Origin of the sequence: Nocardioides sp. (assembly GCF_035547795.1) — a bacterium.
GTDB lineage: Bacteria > Actinomycetota > Actinomycetes > Propionibacteriales > Nocardioidaceae > Nocardioides.
In genome coordinates this window covers 23,291-41,714 of record NZ_DASZUF010000035.1, presented here as the reverse complement: position 1 = coordinate 41,714, position 18,424 = coordinate 23,291, and the positions used below count along the sequence as shown (strand labels likewise).

Below are 18,424 nucleotides of genomic sequence, written 5' to 3'. Positions count from 1 at the left end.
ATGGAGATCGAGCCGCTGGCGGCGCTGCGTCGCCGTGAGTCGGTGAAGTGGCGCGCCTATCCCGGGGACGTGCTGCCGCTGTTCGTGGCGGAGATGGACTACCCGGTGGCCGAGCCGATCCGGGAGGCGATCGCGGCCCGGGTGGCCGCCTCGGACCTGGGTTACGCGTTCGCGCCCGGCCGGATGGGCGCGGCCTTCGCCGGCTTCGCCGAGCGGCACTGGGGCTGGGCGGTCGACCCGGCGGCGGTGCGGACGACCACCGACGTCTCGGTGGCCATCGTGGAGACGTTGCGACGCGCGATCCGGCCCGGGGACGGCGTGGTCATCACGCCGCCGATCTACCCGCCGTTCTTCGATCTGGTGCCGGAGGCCGGCGGCCGGGTGGTCGAGGTGCCGCTCCTGGACGACGGCACAGCCTGGGACCTCGACGTGGAGGGCATCTCCGCCGCGCTCGTGAACGGCGCCCGGGCGGTGCTGATCGCGAACCCACACAACCCGCTCGGCATGCTCTCGAGGCGGCTCGGCGAGCTGGCCGAGGTCGCCGCCCGGCACGGTGCGGTCGTGGTCTCCGACGAGATCCATGCGCCGCTGGTGCACGCCGGCGAGACGTTCACGCCGTTCCTGTCGGTCTCGGACGCAGCCCGCGCGGTCGGGGTGACGGTGACCAGCGCGAGCAAGGCGTTCAACATCGCCGGCACCAAGTGCGCGCTGATGGTCGCCGGATCGGCGGCCACTCTGGCGCTGCTCGACGGCATGTGGGACGAGGTCACCTTCCGCACCTCGCTGCTCGGGCTGCACGCCAACCTCGCCGCCTTCGAGTGCGGCGACGCCTGGCTCGCCGATGCCGTCGCCGAGATCGAGGCGTCCTCGGCGCGACTCGTCGGGCTCCTGGCCGAGCATCTCCCCGGGGTGGGCTACCGCCCGCCGGCCGCCTCCTACCTCGCCTGGCTGGACTTCCGCGGCCTGCCGGAGTGGGGCGACGACCCCGCCGGGTTGGCGCTGACCCGCGGGGTCGCGCTCAACCCCGGCCCGACGTTCGGCACGCAGGGCCGGGGGTTCGCGCGGCTCAATCTGGCCTGCTCGGCCGACGTACTCGAGGAGGCGGTCCGCCGCCTGGCGGCTGCCGCTCCCAAACTGTCACCGTGACAGTTTGCGTCTTGGGTGACAGCTCTGAAGTGTCACCCGCCACCCGAACTATCACGGTGACACTTTGGGTGGAGGGCGGCGGGTGGGGAAGGCGGGTCAGAGCCGCCCCAGCGCCGCCCTCAGCGGGTCGAGCCCGAGCGAGCCGAGGTTGAGCGCCGCGGTGTGGAACGCCTTCAGGTCGAAGGTGTCGCCGGCCCGGGCGCGGGCCTCGTCGCGGGCCTCGAGCCAGATCTTCTCGCCGACCTTGTACGACGGCGCCTGGCCCGGCCAGCCCAGGTAGCGCTTGACCTCGAAGTCGATGAACGCCGGGTCCATCAGGCAGTGCTGGCCCATGAACTCGCGGCCCAGCGCCGGCGTCCAGGTCTCGCCCGGGTGGAACCCGAACGGGTTGTCGGCGGGGATCCTCAGCTCCAGGTGCATGCCGATGTCGATGATCACCCTGGCCGCCCGGAACGCCTGGCCGTCGAGCATGCCGAGCCGGTCGGCTGGGTTGGCCAGGTAGCCCAGGTCGTCCATCAGCCGCTCGGCGTACAGCGCCCAGCCCTCACCGTGTCCGGAGACCCAGCACAGCAGCCGCTGCCAGCGGTTGAGCAGCTCCTTGCGATAGGCGGTCTGGCCGACCTGGAGGTGATGTCCGGGCACGCCCTCGTGGTAGACGGTGGTCACCTCGCGCCAGGTGCTGAACTCGCTGACCGTGTCCGGCACCGACCACCACATCCGGCCCGGCCGGGAGAAGTCCTCCGAAGGCCCGGTGTAGTAGATGCCGCCGTCGTTGGTCGGCGCGATCATGCACTCGATCCGCCGGATCGGCTCGGGGATGTCGAAGTGCACCCCCGACATCTCCTCGATGGTGCGATCGGCGAGCTGCTGCATCCAGTCGCGGAACGCCTCCTTGCCGGCGATCTTGGTCGTCGGGTCGGCGTCCAGGTGCGCCACCGCCTCGCGCACGGAGGCGCCGGGCAGGATCCGGTCCGCGGTCGCGGCCATGTCGTCTTCGAGCCGCTTGAGCTCCGCCCAGCCCCAGGCGTAGGTCTCCTCGAGGTCGACGACGGCGCCCAGGTAGCGGCGCGAGGCCAGCGCGTAGTGCTCGCGTCCGACCGCCTCCTTCTCCCGGCCGCGCGGCGCTAGATCGGTCTCCAGGAACGTCCCGAAGTCGGCGTACGCCGCGCTGGCGCCTGCGGCCGCGCGCTCCAGCTCGGAGTGCATCGGCTCCGGTGCGCCGGCGACGAGGCCGGCGAAGAAGTCACCGACGGCCCCGCTCTGGCCGGTCCAGTTGCGGATCTGGGCGGCGACCTCGACGTACTGCCGCGCGGCCACGACGCGACCGGCTGCGGCCTCCTGCGCCAGCGTCACGCGGTAGCCGTCGACCGCATCGGGTACGGCGGCGAGGCGGGCGGCGATGTTGCGCCAGTCCTCCTCGGTCGCGGTCGGCATCAGGTCGAAGGTCTCGCGGATCTCGTGGATGGCGCTGGTGATGACCGAGACCATCGGCCGGCTCAGCCCGGCCTGTGTGAACTCGGCCTCCAGGCCCATCCGTTCCAAGAAGGCCTCGCGCGCGACGGCCTCGCGCTCGTCGGTCGGGGTGAGGGCCTCGACGTCGGCGATGGCGCGCCGGGTCAGCTCCTCGCGGGCGGCGTACCCGTCGGGCGACAGGTCGGGCAGCTCATGGTCGTGGCCGGGAACCCCGGCATAGGTGGCAGTCAGCGGATCGAGCGCGCAGATCTCCTCGACGAACGTGTCGGTCCGAGCATCGACGGGTCGTGTCATGGCTCGACCTTAGTCAGATCCGCGTGGGCGCGGTCGGCGACCGGTGCGAGCAGCCACAGCGCCTCGGTGAGGGCGTAGAGGAACAGCGCCACCGCGGCGACGTTCCGGGCGGCCAGGAGCAGCACCGTGCCGAGGGTGTGGTCGGTGTGCAGGAGCAGGTCGCCGTACCGCAGCGGGAAGATCGCCTGCGTGGCCACCGCGGTGACCAGCAGCGTCGCCGACCAGCCGAGCAACCGGCGCCGGGTCTCGGGGCCACGCGCCACCGCGAGTCCCGCCGCCGCGGGTGGCAGCAGCCACAGCAGGTACTGCGGGCTGAACACCTTGCCGGTGACCACGAAGCCGGCGACCGAGGCCAGCACCAGCCAGACCGTCGCGTCCAGGGAGGCGTCGCGGCGGGCGGCCAGGGCCCACAGCCCGAGCAGCAGCAGCGCGAGTACGACGGTGGTGACCGTCGCGGCGTGCAGCAGGCCCGGGACGGCCGGCCCGGCGACCTCGTAGGCGTGCGAGCTGGCGTAGGAGACCGAGTAGCGGTCCGGGTGCAGGGCGAAGCCGAGCATCGCGGGTGTGGCCGCCACCGACTCGATCTGCAGCCCGCGGCCGTGCAGGAACGACAGCGGCGTCCACACCCGGTGCCAGCCGCCCAGGGCCACGGTCGGGACGGCCAGGCACAGCACCGCGATCCCGGACCACAGCGCGAGCGGACGCCGGGAGGGTCGCGGGCCGAGAAGCGCGGGCAGGACGATGGCCGGCCAGTACTTGGCGCCGGCCGCCACCGTGGCGAGCACGCCGGCCACGCGGGGTCGGCGGGCGACGTACAGCAGCGCCAGCCCGACCAGGATGCCGGGCACCAGGTCGAAGCGCGCGTACGCCGTCGCGCCCAGCGCCGGCACCGCCAGCAGCCAGACCCACTCCGCGGGGCGGATGCCGAGCAGACGTCCGACGCCGGGGCGCCAGGAGCGGGTGCGCACCAGTGCGGCCCCGAAGAGCGCGTCCGTGGCGAGCCCGCAGACCGCGATCGCGCCGCTGTAGGCCCCGACCGCGCCGACCGCCTGCAGCAGCCAGTAGGGCAGCGCGAGCAGCAGCAGCGCCGGCACCGGGTATTCCACCAGGGTGTGGCCGATGCCCAGCCGCGGCAGCTGGGCCAGGCTGAACGCGTAGTAGCGCGGGTCCCCGACGACGTCGTGCTCGACGCCGACCAGGAGCGCGACGACGAGCACGCGGGTGGTCAGCCAGGCCAGCGCGACCGGCCACCACCCGCGCACCACGACGCCCAGCGGGTGCTAGCGGGGCAGGCCGCTGGCGCGCCAGGCGCCGGCGCCGTGGGCGAGCGGCCGCCCCACCTGCCGGGCCGGTGACGCCCAGGTCGAGCGCGGCGGCTTCGGGGCCGTTGCCCCGCCGCCGAGCGCGGAGAACACGGCCACGATCGCCGCCACCTCCTCGGGGGTGGCGTGCGCGTCGATGATCCGCAGGGTCGGCTGGGTCTCGACAGGCTCGACCGACGAGTGGTCGCCCACGGTGCCGCCTCGCTCGCTGGCGCTCACAGCGGGATGTTCCCGTGCTTCTTCGGCGGCAGGGTCTCGCGCTTGGTCTTGAGCAGCCGCAGCGCCCGGGTGATCTCGGCGCGGGTCTCGTGCGGCGGGATGACCGCGTCGACGTAGCCGCGCTCGGCCGCGATGTAGGGGTTGGCCAGGGTGGTGTCGTACTCGTCGATCAGCTCGGCGCGGCGGCTCTCGACCTGCTCGGTGCTCGCGCCCGAGTCGGCCAGCGCCTTGAGCTCGCGGCGGTGGATGATGTTCGCCGCGCCCTGAGCGCCCATCACCGCGATCTGGGCGGTGGGCCAGGCCAGGTTGATGTCGGCGCCGAGGTGCTTGGAGGCCATCACGTCGTAGGCGCCGCCGTAGGCCTTGCGGGTGATGACGGTGACCAGTGGGACGGTCGCCTCGGCGTAGGCGAAGATCAGCTTCGCGCCGCGGCGGATGATGCCGTTCCACTCCTGGTCGGTGCCGGGCAGGAACCCGGGCACGTCCACGAAGGTGATCACCGGCAGGTTGAACGCGTCGCAGGTGCGCACGAACCGGGCCGCCTTCTCCGAGGCGTCGATGTCCAGCGTGCCGGCGAACTGCATCGGCTGGTTGGCGACCACGCCGACCGGGCGGCCCTCGATCCGGGCGAAGCCGATCAGGATGTTGGGCGCGAACAGGGCCTGCACCTCGAGGAAGTCGCCGTCGTCGACGACCTTGGCGATGACCTCGTGCATGTCGTAGGGCTGGTTCGGGGAGTCCGGGATGATCGTGTCGAGGACGCGGTCGTCGTCGGTGATCTCCAGGTCGGCAACCTCGTCGTACGCCGGCGGCTCGTCCAGGTTGTTGGAGGGCAGGTAGGACAGCAGTGCCTTGACGTACTCGATGGCGTCGGCCTCGTCGGCGCCCATGTAGTGCGCATTGCCCGACTTGGTGTTGTGCGCCCGGGCGCCGCCGAGCTCCTCCATCGTGACGTCCTCGCCGGTGACGGTCTTGATCACGTCGGGGCCGGTGATGAACATGGCCGAGGTCTGGTCGACCATCACGGTGAAGTCTGTGACGGCGGGGGAGTAGACGTGGCCGCCCGCGCAGTTGCCCATGATCAGGCTGATCTGCGGGATCACGCCGGAGGCGTGCACGTTGCGGCGGAAGATCTCGCCGTACAGGCCGAGCGAGACCACACCCTCCTGAATGCGGGCGCCGGCGCCCTCGTTGATCCCGATCAGCGGGCAGCCGGTCTTGATCGCCAGGTCCATCACCTTGGTGATCTTCTCGCCGTACACCTCGCCCAGGGAGCCGCCGAAGACGGTGAAGTCCTGGGAGAACACGCACACCTGGCGGCCGTCGATGGTGCCGTAGCCGGTGATCACGCCGTCGCCGTAGGGCCGGGTCTTCTCCAGGCCGAACGCCGTCGAGCGGTGCCGGGCCAGCTCGTCGAGCTCCTGGAAGGAGCCCTCGTCGAGCAGCATCTCGATCCGCTCGCGGGCGGTCTGGCGGCCCTTGGCGTGCTGCTTCTCCACCGCCTTCGCCGAGCCGGCGTGGATCGCCTCGTCGAGGCGCCGGTCGAGCTCGGCGAGCTTCCCGGCGGTGGTGTGCAGGTCCGGGCTGGGCTGGATGCCGTCGTCGGGCTGGGCGCTCACGTACTGACTCCCTCGGAGGTGAGAAATGGGCGTGCGCCAATCTAGTGCCCATGAGCGGCGACGGAATGAGACACCCATCACTCGACCCGGGGCGGCTGGCGGCGCTGGCGCCCCGGCTGGACGTCGAGGTGTACGACGAGACTCCGTCGACCAACCCGCTCCTGGCCGATCGCGCCCGCGCCGGGGCCGCGGAGGGCCTGGTGATCGTCACCGAGCACCAGACCGCCGGGCGGGGGCGGCTGGATCGCACCTGGCAGACCCCGCCGCGCTCGGCCCTCACGTTCTCCGTGCTGCTGCGACCCGACGTGCCGCCGGCACGCTGGCCGTGGCTGCCGCTGGTGACCGGGCTGGCGGTGACCGGGGCGCTGCGCGACCTCGGCTACCCGGCCGGGGTGAAGTGGCCCAACGACGTCCTACTGACGCTGCCCGAGGGCGAGCGGAAGGTATGCGGGATCCTGGTCGAGCGGGTGGAGACGCCGACCGGCCCGGCCGCGGTGATCGGGATCGGGCTGAACAGCTCGATGAGCGCCGAGGAGCTGCCGCTGGCGACCGCGACCTCGCTGGCGGTGGCGGGCGGCGCCGAGCCGGACCGGACGCAGGTGCTGATGGCGCTGCTGACGTCGCTGACCTCGACGTACGACGCCTGGCTGGCCGACCCCGAGGGCATCGCCACCGCCTATACGGCCGCCTCGATCACGCTCGGTCGCCGGGTGCGGGCCGAGCTGCCCGGTGGCGGGGTGCTGGAGGGCACCGCCACCCGGATCGACGAGCTCGGTCGCGTCGTCGTCGCCGGCCCCGACGGCGAGAACGCGGTGGGCGCGGGCGATGTCGTGCACCTGCGATCGGTGGAATGATCGCGCCATGGCCATCTCACCGAAGCTGCTGAACGAGGGCGAGAGCGTCGTCGTCAGCACCCGCACCCACCCCAAGGCGCTGCTGCTGCCCCTGCTCGCGCTGGTGGTGCTGCTCGCGATCGGCGTCGCGGTTCAGGTCTGGGTCGGCGTGAACGCGCTGAGCTGGATCGTGTGGGCGCTGGTGCTCATCGGGGCGCTGTGGTGGTTCGTGCGGCCGCTGCTGGTGTGGTCGGCCGCCTCCTACACGGTGACCACCCGGCGGCTGATCACCCGTCGCGGCGTGCTCACCCGGCATGGACACGACATCCCGCTGAGCCGGATCAGCGATGTCGCCTACGAGATGGACCTGATCGACCGGATGCTCGGCTGCGGCACGCTGCGGATCAGTGACGCCAGCACCGACGGCGAGGTCGTGCTGCCCGACATCCCGCACGTCGAGGACGTCCAGCGCAAGATCAACGACCTGCTGCACGACGAGCCCGCCGGCCACGGGAGCGTGGACTGAGCGTGTCGCTGTTCGAGCACGGCGGGAGCTCGCCGTACACCGCTCAGGAGGTGGCCGAGCGAGCGGGCGTGCCGTTGGAGCAGGCCAAGCGGCTGTGGCGGGCCCTGGGCTTCCCGGAGGTGGGTGACGAGACCGTCTTCGACGACTCCGACATCACCGCACTGAGCCAGTTGACCGGGGTGGTCGGCTCGGGGCTGATCGACTTCGACCTGGCGGTCAACCTCACCCGGGGCCTGGGCCAGACCATGGCACGGCTCTCGGACTGGGAGATCGCGGCGATGCTGCACCGCGCCGAGGAGCTGGGCACCGCGTCCGAGGGCGAGCCGGAGTCCCGCGCCGGCGTGTTCGGGATGGCGATGGACACCGCCGAGAAGCTCAACGAGACCTTCGAGCAGCTGCTCGTCTACGTCTGGCGCCGGCACATGGGCGCGGCGCTGGGCCGACTCGAGGCGGCCCGCTCCGGCGACCCGGGCACGACCCAGCTCTCCATCGGGTTCGCCGACATCGTGCAGTTCACGGCGCTGTCCAACACGCTGACCGAGGAGAAGATCGGCGACCTGGTGGAGCTCTTCGAGTCGCGCTGCGCCGACGTGGTCGCCGTGCAGCGCGGTCGGGTGATCAAGTCGCTGGGCGACTCGGTGCTCTTCGTCAACGACGACCCGATCCGGGCCTACGACACCGCCGAGGGGATCATCAACGTGATCGGCCGTGACCCGCGGATGCCCGACGTACGCGTCGGCCTGGCGACCGGCTCGGTGGTCACTCGGCTCGGCGACGTCTACGGCCCACCGGTCAACATGGCCGCGCGGCTGACGGCGGTGGCCCGACGCAACCGGATCATCATCGACGAGGAGACGGCGCGGCTGCTGCCGGCCGATCAGTTCGAGACCCGCCGGCTGCCGGCCCGGCCGGTGCGCGGCTTCGGCATCGTGGAACCGGTCGCCGTACGCCGAAACTGAGCCGCCTGACTCGAACCTGACCGTTTGGCAGGAACCTGTCAGTGGCCGTTCTAGGCCAATTCCTTGGCGGTGCCCCTTTACCGTCTTTACCCTGCCGGAATGATCGAGGTGCAGGACATCCGGCTCGACCCCGTCGAGCGCCGGGTGTGGCGAGGTGTCGACGAGGTGGCGTTCTCGCGCAAGGAGTTCGATCTGGTGCATGCGCTGATCGCCCGTGCGGGCGACATCGTGACCCGCGAGGAGCTGATGCGCGAGGTCTGGAACGCGACGTTCTGGACCTCTTCCAAGACCATCGACGTCCACCTCGGCTGGGTCCGCCGCAAGCTCGGCGACGACAGCCGCCGGCCGCATCTGATCACGACCATCCGGGGCAAGGGTCTGCGCTTCGAGAAGGGCACAGCCGCGTCACAGTGACCCCGCCGGCCCGTCATCGTTGAGGTTGAGACGACGCGATGATGGGGATGGTTCTCGGCGTGAGGATGTGGCAGTTCGTACGGCGGGGCGTGCTGGTGGGTGCCCTGGTGGTGGCGGGTTTGGTCGGGGTGGAGGTGGCGCCTGCGAGCGCGGCTCCGACGGCGCCACCGGCGGCAACGTTCATCCAGTGCACCGACAAGGGCTCGACGTCGGCGGTCTATGTGCTCGTGGGCGGGGCGGCGCTGCATGTGCAGTCCTGGACCAACTTCGGCTACGACATCTCGGGTGGTCCGAGCCACCCCACGCCGACCAAGCGGTCCTGCAAGAGCCTGCCCGTCGTCCCCGCGGACGGCACCTTCATCCGCGGCGTCAAGGCGGTGAAGAACTCCGCCGGCACCGTGACCAACTGGGCGTGGACGGGGTCGACGTACGAGGTGATCGGTGGCACGCCGATCACGGTGCACGCGTGGTCTCACGTCGGCCTGAGTGCCGCGCCCTCGGGCTCCCCGAAGGCGGTCGACAGCACCGTCTTGTCGGCCCTGGTCGCGCCGGGCGCCGCCTGCCCCAGCAGCTATGCCGGCTGCCTCTACAGCCGGCCGAGGAACGGCGCCGTCTTCTCCGGCTACAACACGACCGCGCACAAGGCGACGACGTTCTACAAGGTCGACTCCCTCGGGCACCCGGTCCCGCAGGCGGCCGCCACGTCGGGTGAGAAGACCGTCGACCAGACCAGCATCAACGCCTGCGAGCGGATGGACTGCGCACCCAACGGGCAGATCGTGAACTCCGGCGGCACCGGCTACGGCATCCTCCACGTGGACGGCTGGGCGATGGACTATCCCTCGGCCGCCCCGGTGAGTGTGCAGTTGACGGCCGGCGGCTCGACCTTCGTCGTGCCCGCCAACCAGCAGACGAACGAGGTCCTGCCCAGCGTGGCCGGCAACCACGGCTTCTCGGTGAACCTCCCGATCCCGGCCGGCAGCTACGTGCTGTGCGCCACGGTCCTGGGCACCACCCCGGGCGCGACGACCCAGGACCTGGGCTGCAGCAACGTCTCGGTTCCGGGGGCGAAGCCCGGCAAGGTGCATCGGCCCAAGGTCAAGGTGAAGGGCCACGGCAAGGTCCGGGTGAAGTGGAAGACGCCGGCGCAGAACGGCAGTCCGGTCAACCTCTACGTCGTCAAGGTCAGCGTCGGCTCGAAGCACAAGAAGAAGCAGGTCGCGGGCGCCAAGCACAAGGTGGTGCTCAAGCACCTGCCGCGCGGGCAGCAGGTGCAGGTCAAGGTGAAGGCCAACAACCTCTATGGGTTCGGTCCGGCCAGCAAGAAGTCGAAGCCGGTCCGGGTGCGCTGAACCGATAGGGTCGGCCCGTGCCGGAACTCGCTCCCACCCTCGCCATCATCGGCGGTGGCCAGCTCGCCCGGATGATGGCGCAGCCGGCGATCGCGCTGGGCCTGCCGCTGCGGCTGCTGGCCGAGGCGGAGGGCGTCTCGGCGGCGCAGGTCATCCCCGACCACATGGTCGGCGACTACCGCGATCTCGACACGCTGCGCAAGGTCACCGACGGCTGTGCGGTGGCCACCTTCGACCACGAGCACGTCCCGACGCAGCACCTGCACGCCCTCGAGGACGCCGGCGTCGCGGTGCGGCCCGGCCCGGACGCCCTGGTCTACGCCCAGGACAAGGGCCTGATGCGGCAGCGGCTCGGCGAGCTCGGCGTACCGTGCCCGCGCAACGCTCTGGTGAGCGATCCGGCGGAGGTGGAGGCGTTCGGGTTCCCGTGCGTGCTCAAGACCACCAGGGGCGGGTACGACGGCAAGGGCGTCTGGGTGGTTCGCTCCCGAGACGACACCGCGGAGCCGTTCCGGGTCGCGGCCGAGGCCGGGGTGCGGATCCTCGCCGAGGAACTGGTCGACTTCCGCCGCGAGCTCTCGGCGCTGGTGGTCCGCTCGCCCAGCGGCCAGGCCGCGGCGTACCCGGTGGTGCAGACGACGCAGCTCGACGGCATCTGCCACGAGGTGATCGCCCCGGCGCCGGACCTGTCCGAGGAGCTGGCGGGCCAGGCCCAGCAGCTCGCGCTGCGTGTCGCCGGCGAGCTGGGTGTGACCGGCGTGCTGGCGGTCGAGCTGTTCGAGACGGCGTCCGATTCCGGAGGCGACGGCCGGATCCTGGTCAACGAGCTGGCGATGCGGCCGCACAACACCGGCCACTGGACGCAGGACGGCGCTGTCACCTCGCAGTTCGAGAATCACCTGCGCGCGGTCATGGACCTGCCGCTCGGCTCACCCGCGCCGCGCGCCCGCTGGTCGGTGATGGTCAACATCCTCGGCTCGGCGGACACCGAGGTGGGGCGGCTCTACGACGGCTATCCGCATGCGCTGGCCCGCGACCCGCACCTGCGGGTGCACCTCTACGGCAAGGCGCTGCGCCCTGGGCGCAAGGTCGGCCACGTCAACACGTACGGCGAGGACCTCGACGACTGTCTGGAGCGGGCTCGCCATGCCGCGGCGTGGTTCCGCGGTGACCTGGGGAACGAGAGCGAATGAGCGTGTCAGTTGGCATCGTGATGGGGTCGGACTCCGACTGGCCGACCATGAAGGCGGCCGCGGAGGCGCTCGCGGAGTTCGACATCGGCTACGAGGCCGACGTCGTCTCCGCGCACCGGATGCCGGAGGAGATGCTCGCCTACGGCAAGGCCGCGCACCAGCGTGGCCTGCGGGTGATCATCGCCGGCGCCGGGGGAGCGGCCCACCTACCGGGCATGTTGGCGGCGGTCACGCCGCTGCCCGTCATCGGCGTACCGGTGGCGCTGAAGTACCTCGACGGCATGGACTCGCTGCTCTCCATCGTGCAGATGCCCGCCGGGGTACCGGTGGCCACGGTGGCGGTCGGCAACGCCCGCAACGCCGGCCTGCTCGCGGTGCGGATCCTGGCCGCCGGCGACCCCGCGCTGCAGCAGCGGATGCTCGACTTCCAGGCCGAGCTCAAGGCGGTCGCGCAGGAGAAGGGCAAGGTCGTTCGCGGGGAGGCGTGAGCCCGTCGGTGAGGGTTACCGGGGTGGCATGACCACTGCACCTGTCGAGCCGGGTCCGGAGGTCTTCCCCGACCCGGACGCACCGCCCCTGACCGATCCCGACCCCGATCTGGACCCGGACGTCTTCCCGCCGGATCCGGCCGAGCCGGAGCCGCAGACCGAGCCGGATCCCGGCTAGGGCGGCACGCTCTAGCCGCGCCGTCGCCACTCGATGGCGGGGCAGGTGTCCATCACCATCCGCAGCCCGGCCGCCGTCGTGCGCGCGAACGCTGCCTCGTCGACCACGCCGAGCTGGAACCACACGCCCCGCGCGCCCACCTCGACCGCCTCGTCGGCGAACTGTCCGGCCGCCTCCGAGCGGCGGAACACGTCGACGACGTCGATCTCGAACGGCACGCCGGCGAGTGTGGGGTAGGCCCGCTCGCCGAGCACCTCGAGGCCGTCCGTGGCGGCCGGATGGATGGGCACGATCCGCTTGCCGCGCCGCTGGAGCAGCGCGGCGATGCTGTACGCCGTCCGGGTCGGGTCGCCGGAGAGCCCGACCACGGCCCAGGTCGTGGTCTCGTCGAGGAGGAAGTCCACATCGCTTCGTGCTGCCCACCGGCTCATGAACAGAAGGTAACCACCGATGTGACATGGAGCACGCCGCCGTGTGTACGCTGACGGCGCGTCAGCGCTGACGTCGCGTGTCTGGGAGGGCGCGCGTCACAAGAGAGGGAATCCCTTCATGAAGCTCATCGCGAAGGCGGCTGCGTTCACCGCTGCTGCCGCCATCACCGCCACGGGTCTGGTGGGTGCGACCGGCACCTCGTCCTCGGCGGCGACCGTCTCGAAGTCCGTCACCTACAACTGCGACCTGTCGTCGTTCGACGTGCCCAGCGGCGCGCCGTCGCAGATCGTCGCGGCCTTCGTGGCCCCGGCCCTGCCGACGAAGCTGGATGCCGGCACGGCCGTCCCGGCGCAGCCACTGACGGCGAAGATCACCGTCTCGCCCGAGGTCAGCACGCTCATCTCGAGCGTCGGTGCGAACGGCGGCAAGCTCAGCGGGAGCGTGGACGGCAACGCGAAGTTCGGCGCTGCCGACGTCGCGGCGTCGCTGACGATCCCGCCGCAGGCCGTCACCGCCGGTGCCGCGTCGACCGTGGACGCCAGCGGCACCCTCGCCGGGTTCACCGCCAGCCAGACCGGCGCCAACGCCGTCAGCCTGCCCTCGGCCGTGACCGCCACGCTTGACTCGGTCGCCGGCGCCGCGACCGTGAAGTGCACGGCCGTCACGGGCAGCGACCTGTCGCTCGGCTCGGTGAACGTGACCCCGACCCTGAAGGCCACGGTCAAGCCCAAGAAGATCAAGGCCGGCCACGTCGCCAAGATCAAGGTCGTCACCACGCCGGCCCAGAAGGGCAAGGCGATCGCCAAGATCGGCAAGAAGAAGGTCGCCAAGGCCAAGCTGAAGAACGGCAAGGCCACCCTCAAGGTGAAGGGCCTGAAGAAGACCACCAAGGTCAAGGTCTTCGTCGGCTCGCTGAAGACGGTCGTGAAGGTCAAGGTCAAGAAGTGACCTTCGCCTGATCCGCGCACAGGGCGCGTCTCCGGTTCCGGCCGGGGCGCGCCCTGGTGCATTCCGGCGTGATCACCACCTGCGATGGGCCCGGTTACCGGGCAGTAGACTCCGCGCCATGAGCGCCGAGTACCCGCTGTTCGCCCTGTCCGAGGAGCACCAGGAGATCCGCAAGGCCATCCGCGAGATCTGCGACGCCAAGATCGCGCCGGCGGCCGCGGCGGTGGACGAGGAGGCCCGCTATCCGCAGGAGGCGCACGACGCCCTGCTGGAGACCGACTTCTACGCCCCGCACGTGCCCGAGGCGTACGGCGGGGTGGGCGCCGATGCGCTCGCCACGGTGATCGTGATCGAGGAGGTGGCCCGGGCCGACGTCTCGGCGAGCCTGATCCCGGCGGTGAACAAGCTGGGGTCGCTGCCGGTGCAGATCGGCGGCTCGGAGGAGCTGAAGTCGAAGTACCTCGGGGCGTTGGCGCGCGGTGAGGGCGGCTTCTCCTACTGCCTCTCGGAGCCGGATGCGGGCTCGGACGCGGCCAATCAGAAGACCCGCGCCGTACGCGACGGTGACGGCCCGGATGCTGGGTGGGTGCTCAACGGCACCAAGCGCTGGATCACCAACGCCGGGGTCAGCGAGTTCTACACCGTGCTGGCGATGACCGATCCCGAGAAGCGCTCCAAGGGGATCAGCGCCTTCGTGGTGGAGAAGTCCGACCCGGGCGTGAGCTTCGGTGCGCCGGAGAAGAAGCTGGGCATCAAGGGCTCTCCGACCCGTGAGGTCTACTTCGACAACGTCCGCATCCCCGCCGACCGACTGATCGGGCAGGAGGGCAAGGGCTTCGAGTATGCGATGAAGACCCTGGACCATACCCGGATCACCATCGCTGCGCAGGCGGTCGGGGTGGCGCAGGGGGCGCTGGACTACGTGCTGGGGTATGTGAAGCAGCGGCAGCAGTTCGGCAAGCCGATCGCGTCGTTCCAGGGCGTGGAGTTCATGCTGGCCGACATGGGCATGAAGATCGAGGCGGCCCGGCAGATGACCTACGCCGCGGCCGGCCGCTCCGAGCGAGGCGACGCCGACCTGACGTTCTTCGGTGCAGCGGCCAAGTGCTTCGCGAGTGATGTGGCGATGGAGGTGACCACCAACGCGGTCCAGCTGCTCGGCGGCTACGGCTTCACCCGGGACTACCCGGTCGAGCGGATGATGCGCGACGCCAAGATCACCCAGATCTACGAGGGCACCAACCAGGTGCAGCGGATCGTGATGGCCCGCCAGCTCCTCGCCGGGGTCCAGAGCACCATCTGATCGTCGGCGCAGCGCCGCCCCGCTCGTTAGCCGCGCTAACGGATCGGCTAGCGTGCCGATATGGCTGAACTCATCGAGATCCCCACCGGCGAGGGCACGGCCGAGGCCTACCTCGCCCAGGGTGGCAGCAAGGGCGGCGTGCTGTTGTTCATGGACGCCATCGGTCTGCGTCCCCGTATCGGCGAGATGGCCGATCGGATCGCGTCCTGGGGCTACACCGTGCTCGCGCCCAACGTCTTCTACCGCGACGGCAGCGCCGAGGAGCTCGCCCCCCAGGGGGATCTGCGCATTCCGGAGGAGCGGGAGAAGTTCTTCGCGACCTCCGGCGTGAGCCAGCATATGGAGAACCTCACGCCCGAGCGCGCCGCCACCGACACCGCGGCCTACGTCCGCACCCTGCAGCAGTACGTCGGCACCGAGACCAAGCTCGCCACGACCGGCTACTGCATGGGCGCGCGGCTGGCGATGCGTGCCGCCGGGCAGTTCCCCGGACTGATCGTGGCGGTCGGTGGCTTCCACGGCGGCGGCCTGGTCACCGACGACCCCCAGAGCCCGCACACCACCGTGACCAACCAGGCGGAGTACGTCTTCGGGCACGCCGACAACGACCGCTCCATGACCCCGGAGAACGTCGCCACGCTGGGGCGGGCGCTGGACGCGGTCGGGGCGACGTACACCAACGAGATCTACGCCGGCGCGCCGCACGGCTACACCATGTCCGACACCTCGATGTGGAACGAGGAGGCCGCGGAACGGCACTTCACCGCACTGCAGGCACTCCTTGCCCGCACGCTCGGCTGAGCACGAATCCGCCGATCGGCAAAGCGACTGAGACAGTAGGCGCATGCATATCGTGGTGATGGGCGTCAGCGGCTCCGGCAAGTCGACCGTCGGAGCGGCGCTGGCGGCCCGGCTGGGTGTGGAGTTCGAGGACGGCGACGACCTGCATCCGCAGGCCAACATCGCCAAGATGAGCGCCGGCATCCCGCTCACCGACGACGACCGCTGGCCGTGGCTGGACGCGGTGGGGGACTGGCTCGCGTCCCGCCCGGCCGGGGTGGTGGCATGCTCGGCGCTGCGCCGCGTCTACCGCGACCGCATCCGCGCCCGGGTCCCCTCGGCGTACGTCGTGCACCTGGCCGGCGACCGGGAGACCATCGCGGCGCGTCAGGCCGCGCGACGGGGGCACTTCATGCCGCCGGAGCTGGAGGCCTCGCAGTTCGCCACCCTCGAGCCGCTCGAGCCGGACGAGGCAGGTGTCACCCTCGATGTCGCGCTCTCGGTCGACGCGCTGGTCGAGCTGGCGGCCCGGCGCGCGCAGGACGAGGTGGCGCGGTGACGCCTCTCGGGTAGCGCCGCCGCGCCTGGGTCGGGGTCAGGCCTCGTCGTACTCGGGTGCGTCGAGGTCCTTCTCCGGCCCGGCATCGGTGCGTGCGTCTCGCACCGACTCGTCCTCGGTGAAGTTCCGCTGCTCGGACGGGTCCAGCTTCAACCGCTCGACGGCGTCGGCCTCGGAGATGTCCTCCTCGGCCGGCACATCCTCGAACCGGTGCGGCCGGTCGTCTTGTGGATGGAACACCATGCCGGGCCGGTAGCCCGTGTGGCGGATGCCAAACCGGGTGCTCAGTCGGGAAAGACCCGCGGGATCCGCGAGGCGCGACCGGTGAACTCCGGCGGGCGCTTGGCCCGGAACGCCGCCACGCCCTCCTTGCCGTCGCCGACCGAGGTGTGCCACATCGCCAGCGAGTCGGACAGGTGTGCCTCCAGCGGGTGGCCGGCGGCGCTGTTGCGGTTGACCAGCTGCCGGATCAGTCCGACCGAGACGGCGGAGCGGCCGGTCACGAACGAGCGGGCCAGGGCATACGCGGCCGGCAGCAGGTCCTCGGGCTCGTGCACACTGCGCACCAGCCCGCCCGCCAGCGCCTGCTCGGCGGTGAGGATGTCGGCGGTGTAGAACCACTCCAGTGCCTGTGAGACCCCCACGATCCGGGGCAGGAAGTACGACGAACAGGCCTCGGGCACGATGCCGAGCCGGCCGAACACGAAGCCGATCCGGGCGGCGCTGGAGGCCAGCCGCAGGTCCATCGCCAGCGTCATGGTGGCGCCGATGCCGACGGCCGGGCCGTTGATCGCGGCGATGACCGGCTTGGGCAGGGCATGGATCGCCAGGGTGACCTTGCCGCCGGTGTCGCGCACGCCGCGGTCCCAGGCCGGGTCGTCGAGGTGCGCCCGCAGCGACTCGGGGGTCGGGTCCAGCGACTCGTCGAGGCCGAAGACGTTGCCCTCGGCGGAGAGGTCCATGCCGGCGCAGAAGGCGCGGCCGGCGCCGGTGACCACGATCGCCGAGATGGCGTCGTCGTACGCGTCGGTCTCGAAGAAGTGCCGCAGCTCGTCGGCCATGGTGACGTCGAACGCGTTGAGCGCGTCCGGCCGATCCAGGGTGAGGGTGGCGATGCCGTCCGCGTCGACGCTCAGGCTGAGCGTCTTCATCCGGTCACCGACTTCGGGAGGCCCGAGGGGGTGCAGAGGCTGGCCGGGATGTCGGCGGTGTGGTCGGTCTTGATGTAGTTGATCAGCCTGAGCGCCCGGGCGTGGTCCCAGTGCACCGCCAGGTCCGAGATCGGGATGCCGCAGGTCAGGCCGTTCTTCCCGTTGACGTGGGTCATCGCGCTGGCCCACTCCGCGGCGCGGAACGCCGAGGTGCCGTCGCCGAAGGTGAACAGGTCGGGCACCGCGTGCAGCAGCTTCCAGTAGCGGAACGGGTTGATCACCGTCATCGGCGAGGCGACCTTCTTGCCGATCGCGGAGACGACCTCGCGCTGGTGCTGGGCGCGGCCGATGTCACCCAGCGCCTGGGTGTGCCGCGAGCGGGCGTAGCCGAGCGCCTTGACGCCGCCGGCGTGCTGGCAGCCGGCCTTGATGTGCAGCCCGGCGAGCGGGTCGTTCATCGCGGTGGTGGGGCAGATGGTGATGCCGCCGACCGCATTGACGGTCTTCACCAGGCCGCCGAAGCCGATCTCGACGTAGTCGTCGATCCGGATGCCGGTGTTCTGCTCGATGGTCTGCACCAGCAGCTTCGGGCCGCCCCAGGCGAACGCGGCGTTGATCTTGGCCGTGCCGTGGCCGGGGATCGGCACCAGGGAGTCGCGCGGGATCGACATCAGCACGTTCGGGCCGCTGCCGGTGTGCAGCAGCATGATCGTGTCGGTGCGCTGGCCGGCGGCGTCGCCGGTGCTGAGCCGCTTGCGCTGCTTCTTGGTCAGCCCGGCGCGGGAGTCACTGCCGACCATGAGGTACGTCGTGCCCGGCTGCGCCGCGGGCCGGTCGCCGCCGGGGGCGAAGGCGACCTGGTCCACGCTCTTCCACGCGAAGATCGGCACCAGCACCAGGTAGGCGATCCAGGCCACGATCAGCAGCCCTACCAGCTGGACGACCCGACGCGGTCGCCAGAACCGGCCGCGGCTGCGACCGGAGCCGCCGCCGCTGCCCGCGCCGCCGGGCGTGGGCGCGATCGGAGGAGGCGTCGGCCGCGACGCGGGCCGGCTGCCGTTGTGGGCGCTGTAGGTCGCCCCGGCGCGGGCCCGGCGCTGGTCCGTCGGCATGGGCCGGGTGGCGTCCTCGCGGGGCGCGTCGGCAGACGGCTCGGGGGCGTCCTTCCCGTACAGCCAGCCGAAGTCGGAGCCCTGCCGATCTGGGCGGCGCTCGGGATCGGGTCGCTCAGGCAT

General features: G+C 71.2%; 21 protein-coding genes. 13 read left to right on the top strand and 8 right to left on the bottom strand.

Features of this window, described 5'->3' with window-relative positions; all coding sequences use genetic code 11:
• A complete protein-coding gene (locus VHA72_RS02900) occupies window positions 1-1,146 on the top strand; it encodes a MalY/PatB family protein (RefSeq protein WP_325572944.1) in 1,146 nt (381 codons plus the stop codon).
• A 96-nt stretch (window positions 1,147-1,242) separates the two neighbouring features.
• Here the strand turns inward: VHA72_RS02900 and VHA72_RS02895 are convergent, their stop codons facing one another.
• The 4 genes from VHA72_RS02895 to VHA72_RS02880 are packed head-to-tail and all read right to left on the bottom strand — an operon-like array spanning window position 1,243 to window position 6,073.
• Window positions 1,243-2,913 (bottom strand): DUF885 domain-containing protein, encoded by a 1,671-nt coding sequence (locus tag VHA72_RS02895; RefSeq protein WP_325572943.1) that lies wholly within the window; start codon window positions 2,911-2,913, stop codon window positions 1,243-1,245.
• On the bottom strand, window positions 2,910-4,178 hold the full coding sequence (locus VHA72_RS02890) for a glycosyltransferase 87 family protein (RefSeq protein WP_325572942.1): 1,269 nt from the start codon (window positions 4,176-4,178) through the stop codon (window positions 2,910-2,912). Before VHA72_RS02890 ends, VHA72_RS02895 begins: the two co-directional genes overlap by 4 nt.
• Before the next feature lie 15 nt (window positions 4,179-4,193).
• Window positions 4,194-4,454, bottom strand: coding sequence for an acyl-CoA carboxylase subunit epsilon (locus tag VHA72_RS02885; protein WP_325572941.1), 261 nt, complete (start codon window positions 4,452-4,454; stop codon window positions 4,194-4,196).
• Window positions 4,451-6,073, bottom strand: a complete 1,623-nt coding sequence (locus tag VHA72_RS02880) for an acyl-CoA carboxylase subunit beta (protein WP_414689743.1) — start codon at window positions 6,071-6,073, stop codon at window positions 4,451-4,453. Before VHA72_RS02880 ends, VHA72_RS02885 begins: the two co-directional genes overlap by 4 nt.
• Before the next feature lie 65 nt (window positions 6,074-6,138).
• On the opposite strand from VHA72_RS02880, the gene VHA72_RS02875 reads away from it, so the two are divergent.
• The 8 genes from VHA72_RS02875 (at window position 6,139) to VHA72_RS02840 (ending at window position 12,016) form a co-directional block, all read left to right on the top strand.
• A complete protein-coding gene (locus tag VHA72_RS02875; RefSeq protein WP_325572940.1) occupies window positions 6,139-6,927 on the top strand; it encodes a biotin--[acetyl-CoA-carboxylase] ligase in 789 nt (262 codons plus the stop codon).
• Window positions 6,928-6,934: 7 nt separating this feature from the next.
• On the top strand, window positions 6,935-7,432 hold the full coding sequence (locus VHA72_RS02870; protein ID WP_325572939.1) for a PH domain-containing protein: 498 nt from the start codon (window positions 6,935-6,937) through the stop codon (window positions 7,430-7,432).
• A 2-nt stretch (window positions 7,433-7,434) separates the two neighbouring features.
• On the top strand, window positions 7,435-8,391 hold the full coding sequence (locus tag VHA72_RS02865; RefSeq protein WP_325572938.1) for an adenylate/guanylate cyclase domain-containing protein: 957 nt from the start codon (window positions 7,435-7,437) through the stop codon (window positions 8,389-8,391).
• A gap of 99 nt (window positions 8,392-8,490) precedes the next feature.
• Complete coding sequence (locus VHA72_RS02860; protein WP_325572937.1) at window positions 8,491-8,805, top strand: winged helix-turn-helix domain-containing protein; 315 nt, start codon at window positions 8,491-8,493, stop codon at window positions 8,803-8,805.
• A 65-nt stretch (window positions 8,806-8,870) separates the two neighbouring features.
• Window positions 8,871-10,157, top strand: a complete 1,287-nt coding sequence (locus VHA72_RS02855) for a fibronectin type III domain-containing protein (RefSeq protein WP_414689746.1) — start codon at window positions 8,871-8,873, stop codon at window positions 10,155-10,157.
• A gap of 17 nt (window positions 10,158-10,174) precedes the next feature.
• Window positions 10,175-11,350, top strand: a complete 1,176-nt coding sequence (locus VHA72_RS02850) for a 5-(carboxyamino)imidazole ribonucleotide synthase (RefSeq protein ID WP_325572935.1) — start codon at window positions 10,175-10,177, stop codon at window positions 11,348-11,350.
• Window positions 11,347-11,838: a 5-(carboxyamino)imidazole ribonucleotide mutase gene (gene purE, locus VHA72_RS02845; protein WP_325572934.1), complete on the top strand. Its 492-nt coding sequence runs from the start codon at window positions 11,347-11,349 to the stop codon at window positions 11,836-11,838. The genes VHA72_RS02850 and purE overlap by 4 nt, the downstream gene beginning before the upstream one ends.
• A gap of 28 nt (window positions 11,839-11,866) precedes the next feature.
• Complete coding sequence (locus VHA72_RS02840) at window positions 11,867-12,016, top strand: hypothetical protein (protein WP_325572933.1); 150 nt, start codon at window positions 11,867-11,869, stop codon at window positions 12,014-12,016.
• Window positions 12,017-12,027: 11 nt separating this feature from the next.
• Here the strand turns inward: VHA72_RS02840 and VHA72_RS02835 are convergent, their stop codons facing one another.
• The gene (locus VHA72_RS02835; protein WP_325572932.1) at window positions 12,028-12,447 is read right to left on the bottom strand and encodes a CoA-binding protein; all 420 of its coding nucleotides are present in this window, start codon (window positions 12,445-12,447) and stop codon (window positions 12,028-12,030) included.
• 118 nt (window positions 12,448-12,565) lie between these two features.
• Here VHA72_RS02835 and VHA72_RS02830 point away from each other — a divergent pair, with 118 nt between their 5' ends.
• The 4 genes from VHA72_RS02830 to VHA72_RS02815 all read left to right on the top strand — a co-directional run bounded on the left by VHA72_RS02830 (window position 12,566) and on the right by VHA72_RS02815 (window position 16,038).
• Window positions 12,566-13,396, top strand: a complete 831-nt coding sequence (locus VHA72_RS02830; protein ID WP_325572931.1) for a DUF6801 domain-containing protein — start codon at window positions 12,566-12,568, stop codon at window positions 13,394-13,396.
• A gap of 118 nt (window positions 13,397-13,514) precedes the next feature.
• Window positions 13,515-14,699 (top strand): acyl-CoA dehydrogenase family protein, encoded by a 1,185-nt coding sequence (locus VHA72_RS02825; protein ID WP_325572930.1) that lies wholly within the window; start codon window positions 13,515-13,517, stop codon window positions 14,697-14,699.
• Window positions 14,700-14,759: 60 nt separating this feature from the next.
• Window positions 14,760-15,500, top strand: coding sequence for a dienelactone hydrolase family protein (locus VHA72_RS02820; protein ID WP_325572929.1), 741 nt, complete (start codon window positions 14,760-14,762; stop codon window positions 15,498-15,500).
• A gap of 43 nt (window positions 15,501-15,543) precedes the next feature.
• Window positions 15,544-16,038, top strand: a complete 495-nt coding sequence (locus VHA72_RS02815; RefSeq protein WP_325572928.1) for a gluconokinase — start codon at window positions 15,544-15,546, stop codon at window positions 16,036-16,038.
• Between the two features lie 36 nt (window positions 16,039-16,074).
• Here the strand turns inward: VHA72_RS02815 and VHA72_RS02810 are convergent, their stop codons facing one another.
• From VHA72_RS02810 to VHA72_RS02800, 3 genes are read right to left on the bottom strand one after another with little or no spacing between them, the layout of a single operon-like run.
• Window positions 16,075-16,281, bottom strand: a complete 207-nt coding sequence (locus VHA72_RS02810) for a hypothetical protein (RefSeq protein ID WP_325572927.1) — start codon at window positions 16,279-16,281, stop codon at window positions 16,075-16,077.
• A gap of 41 nt (window positions 16,282-16,322) precedes the next feature.
• Complete coding sequence (locus tag VHA72_RS02805) at window positions 16,323-17,189, bottom strand: crotonase/enoyl-CoA hydratase family protein (RefSeq protein WP_325572926.1); 867 nt, start codon at window positions 17,187-17,189, stop codon at window positions 16,323-16,325.
• Complete coding sequence (locus VHA72_RS02800) at window positions 17,186-18,424, bottom strand: LCP family protein (RefSeq protein WP_325572925.1); 1,239 nt, start codon at window positions 18,422-18,424, stop codon at window positions 17,186-17,188. The genes VHA72_RS02805 and VHA72_RS02800 overlap by 4 nt, the downstream gene beginning before the upstream one ends.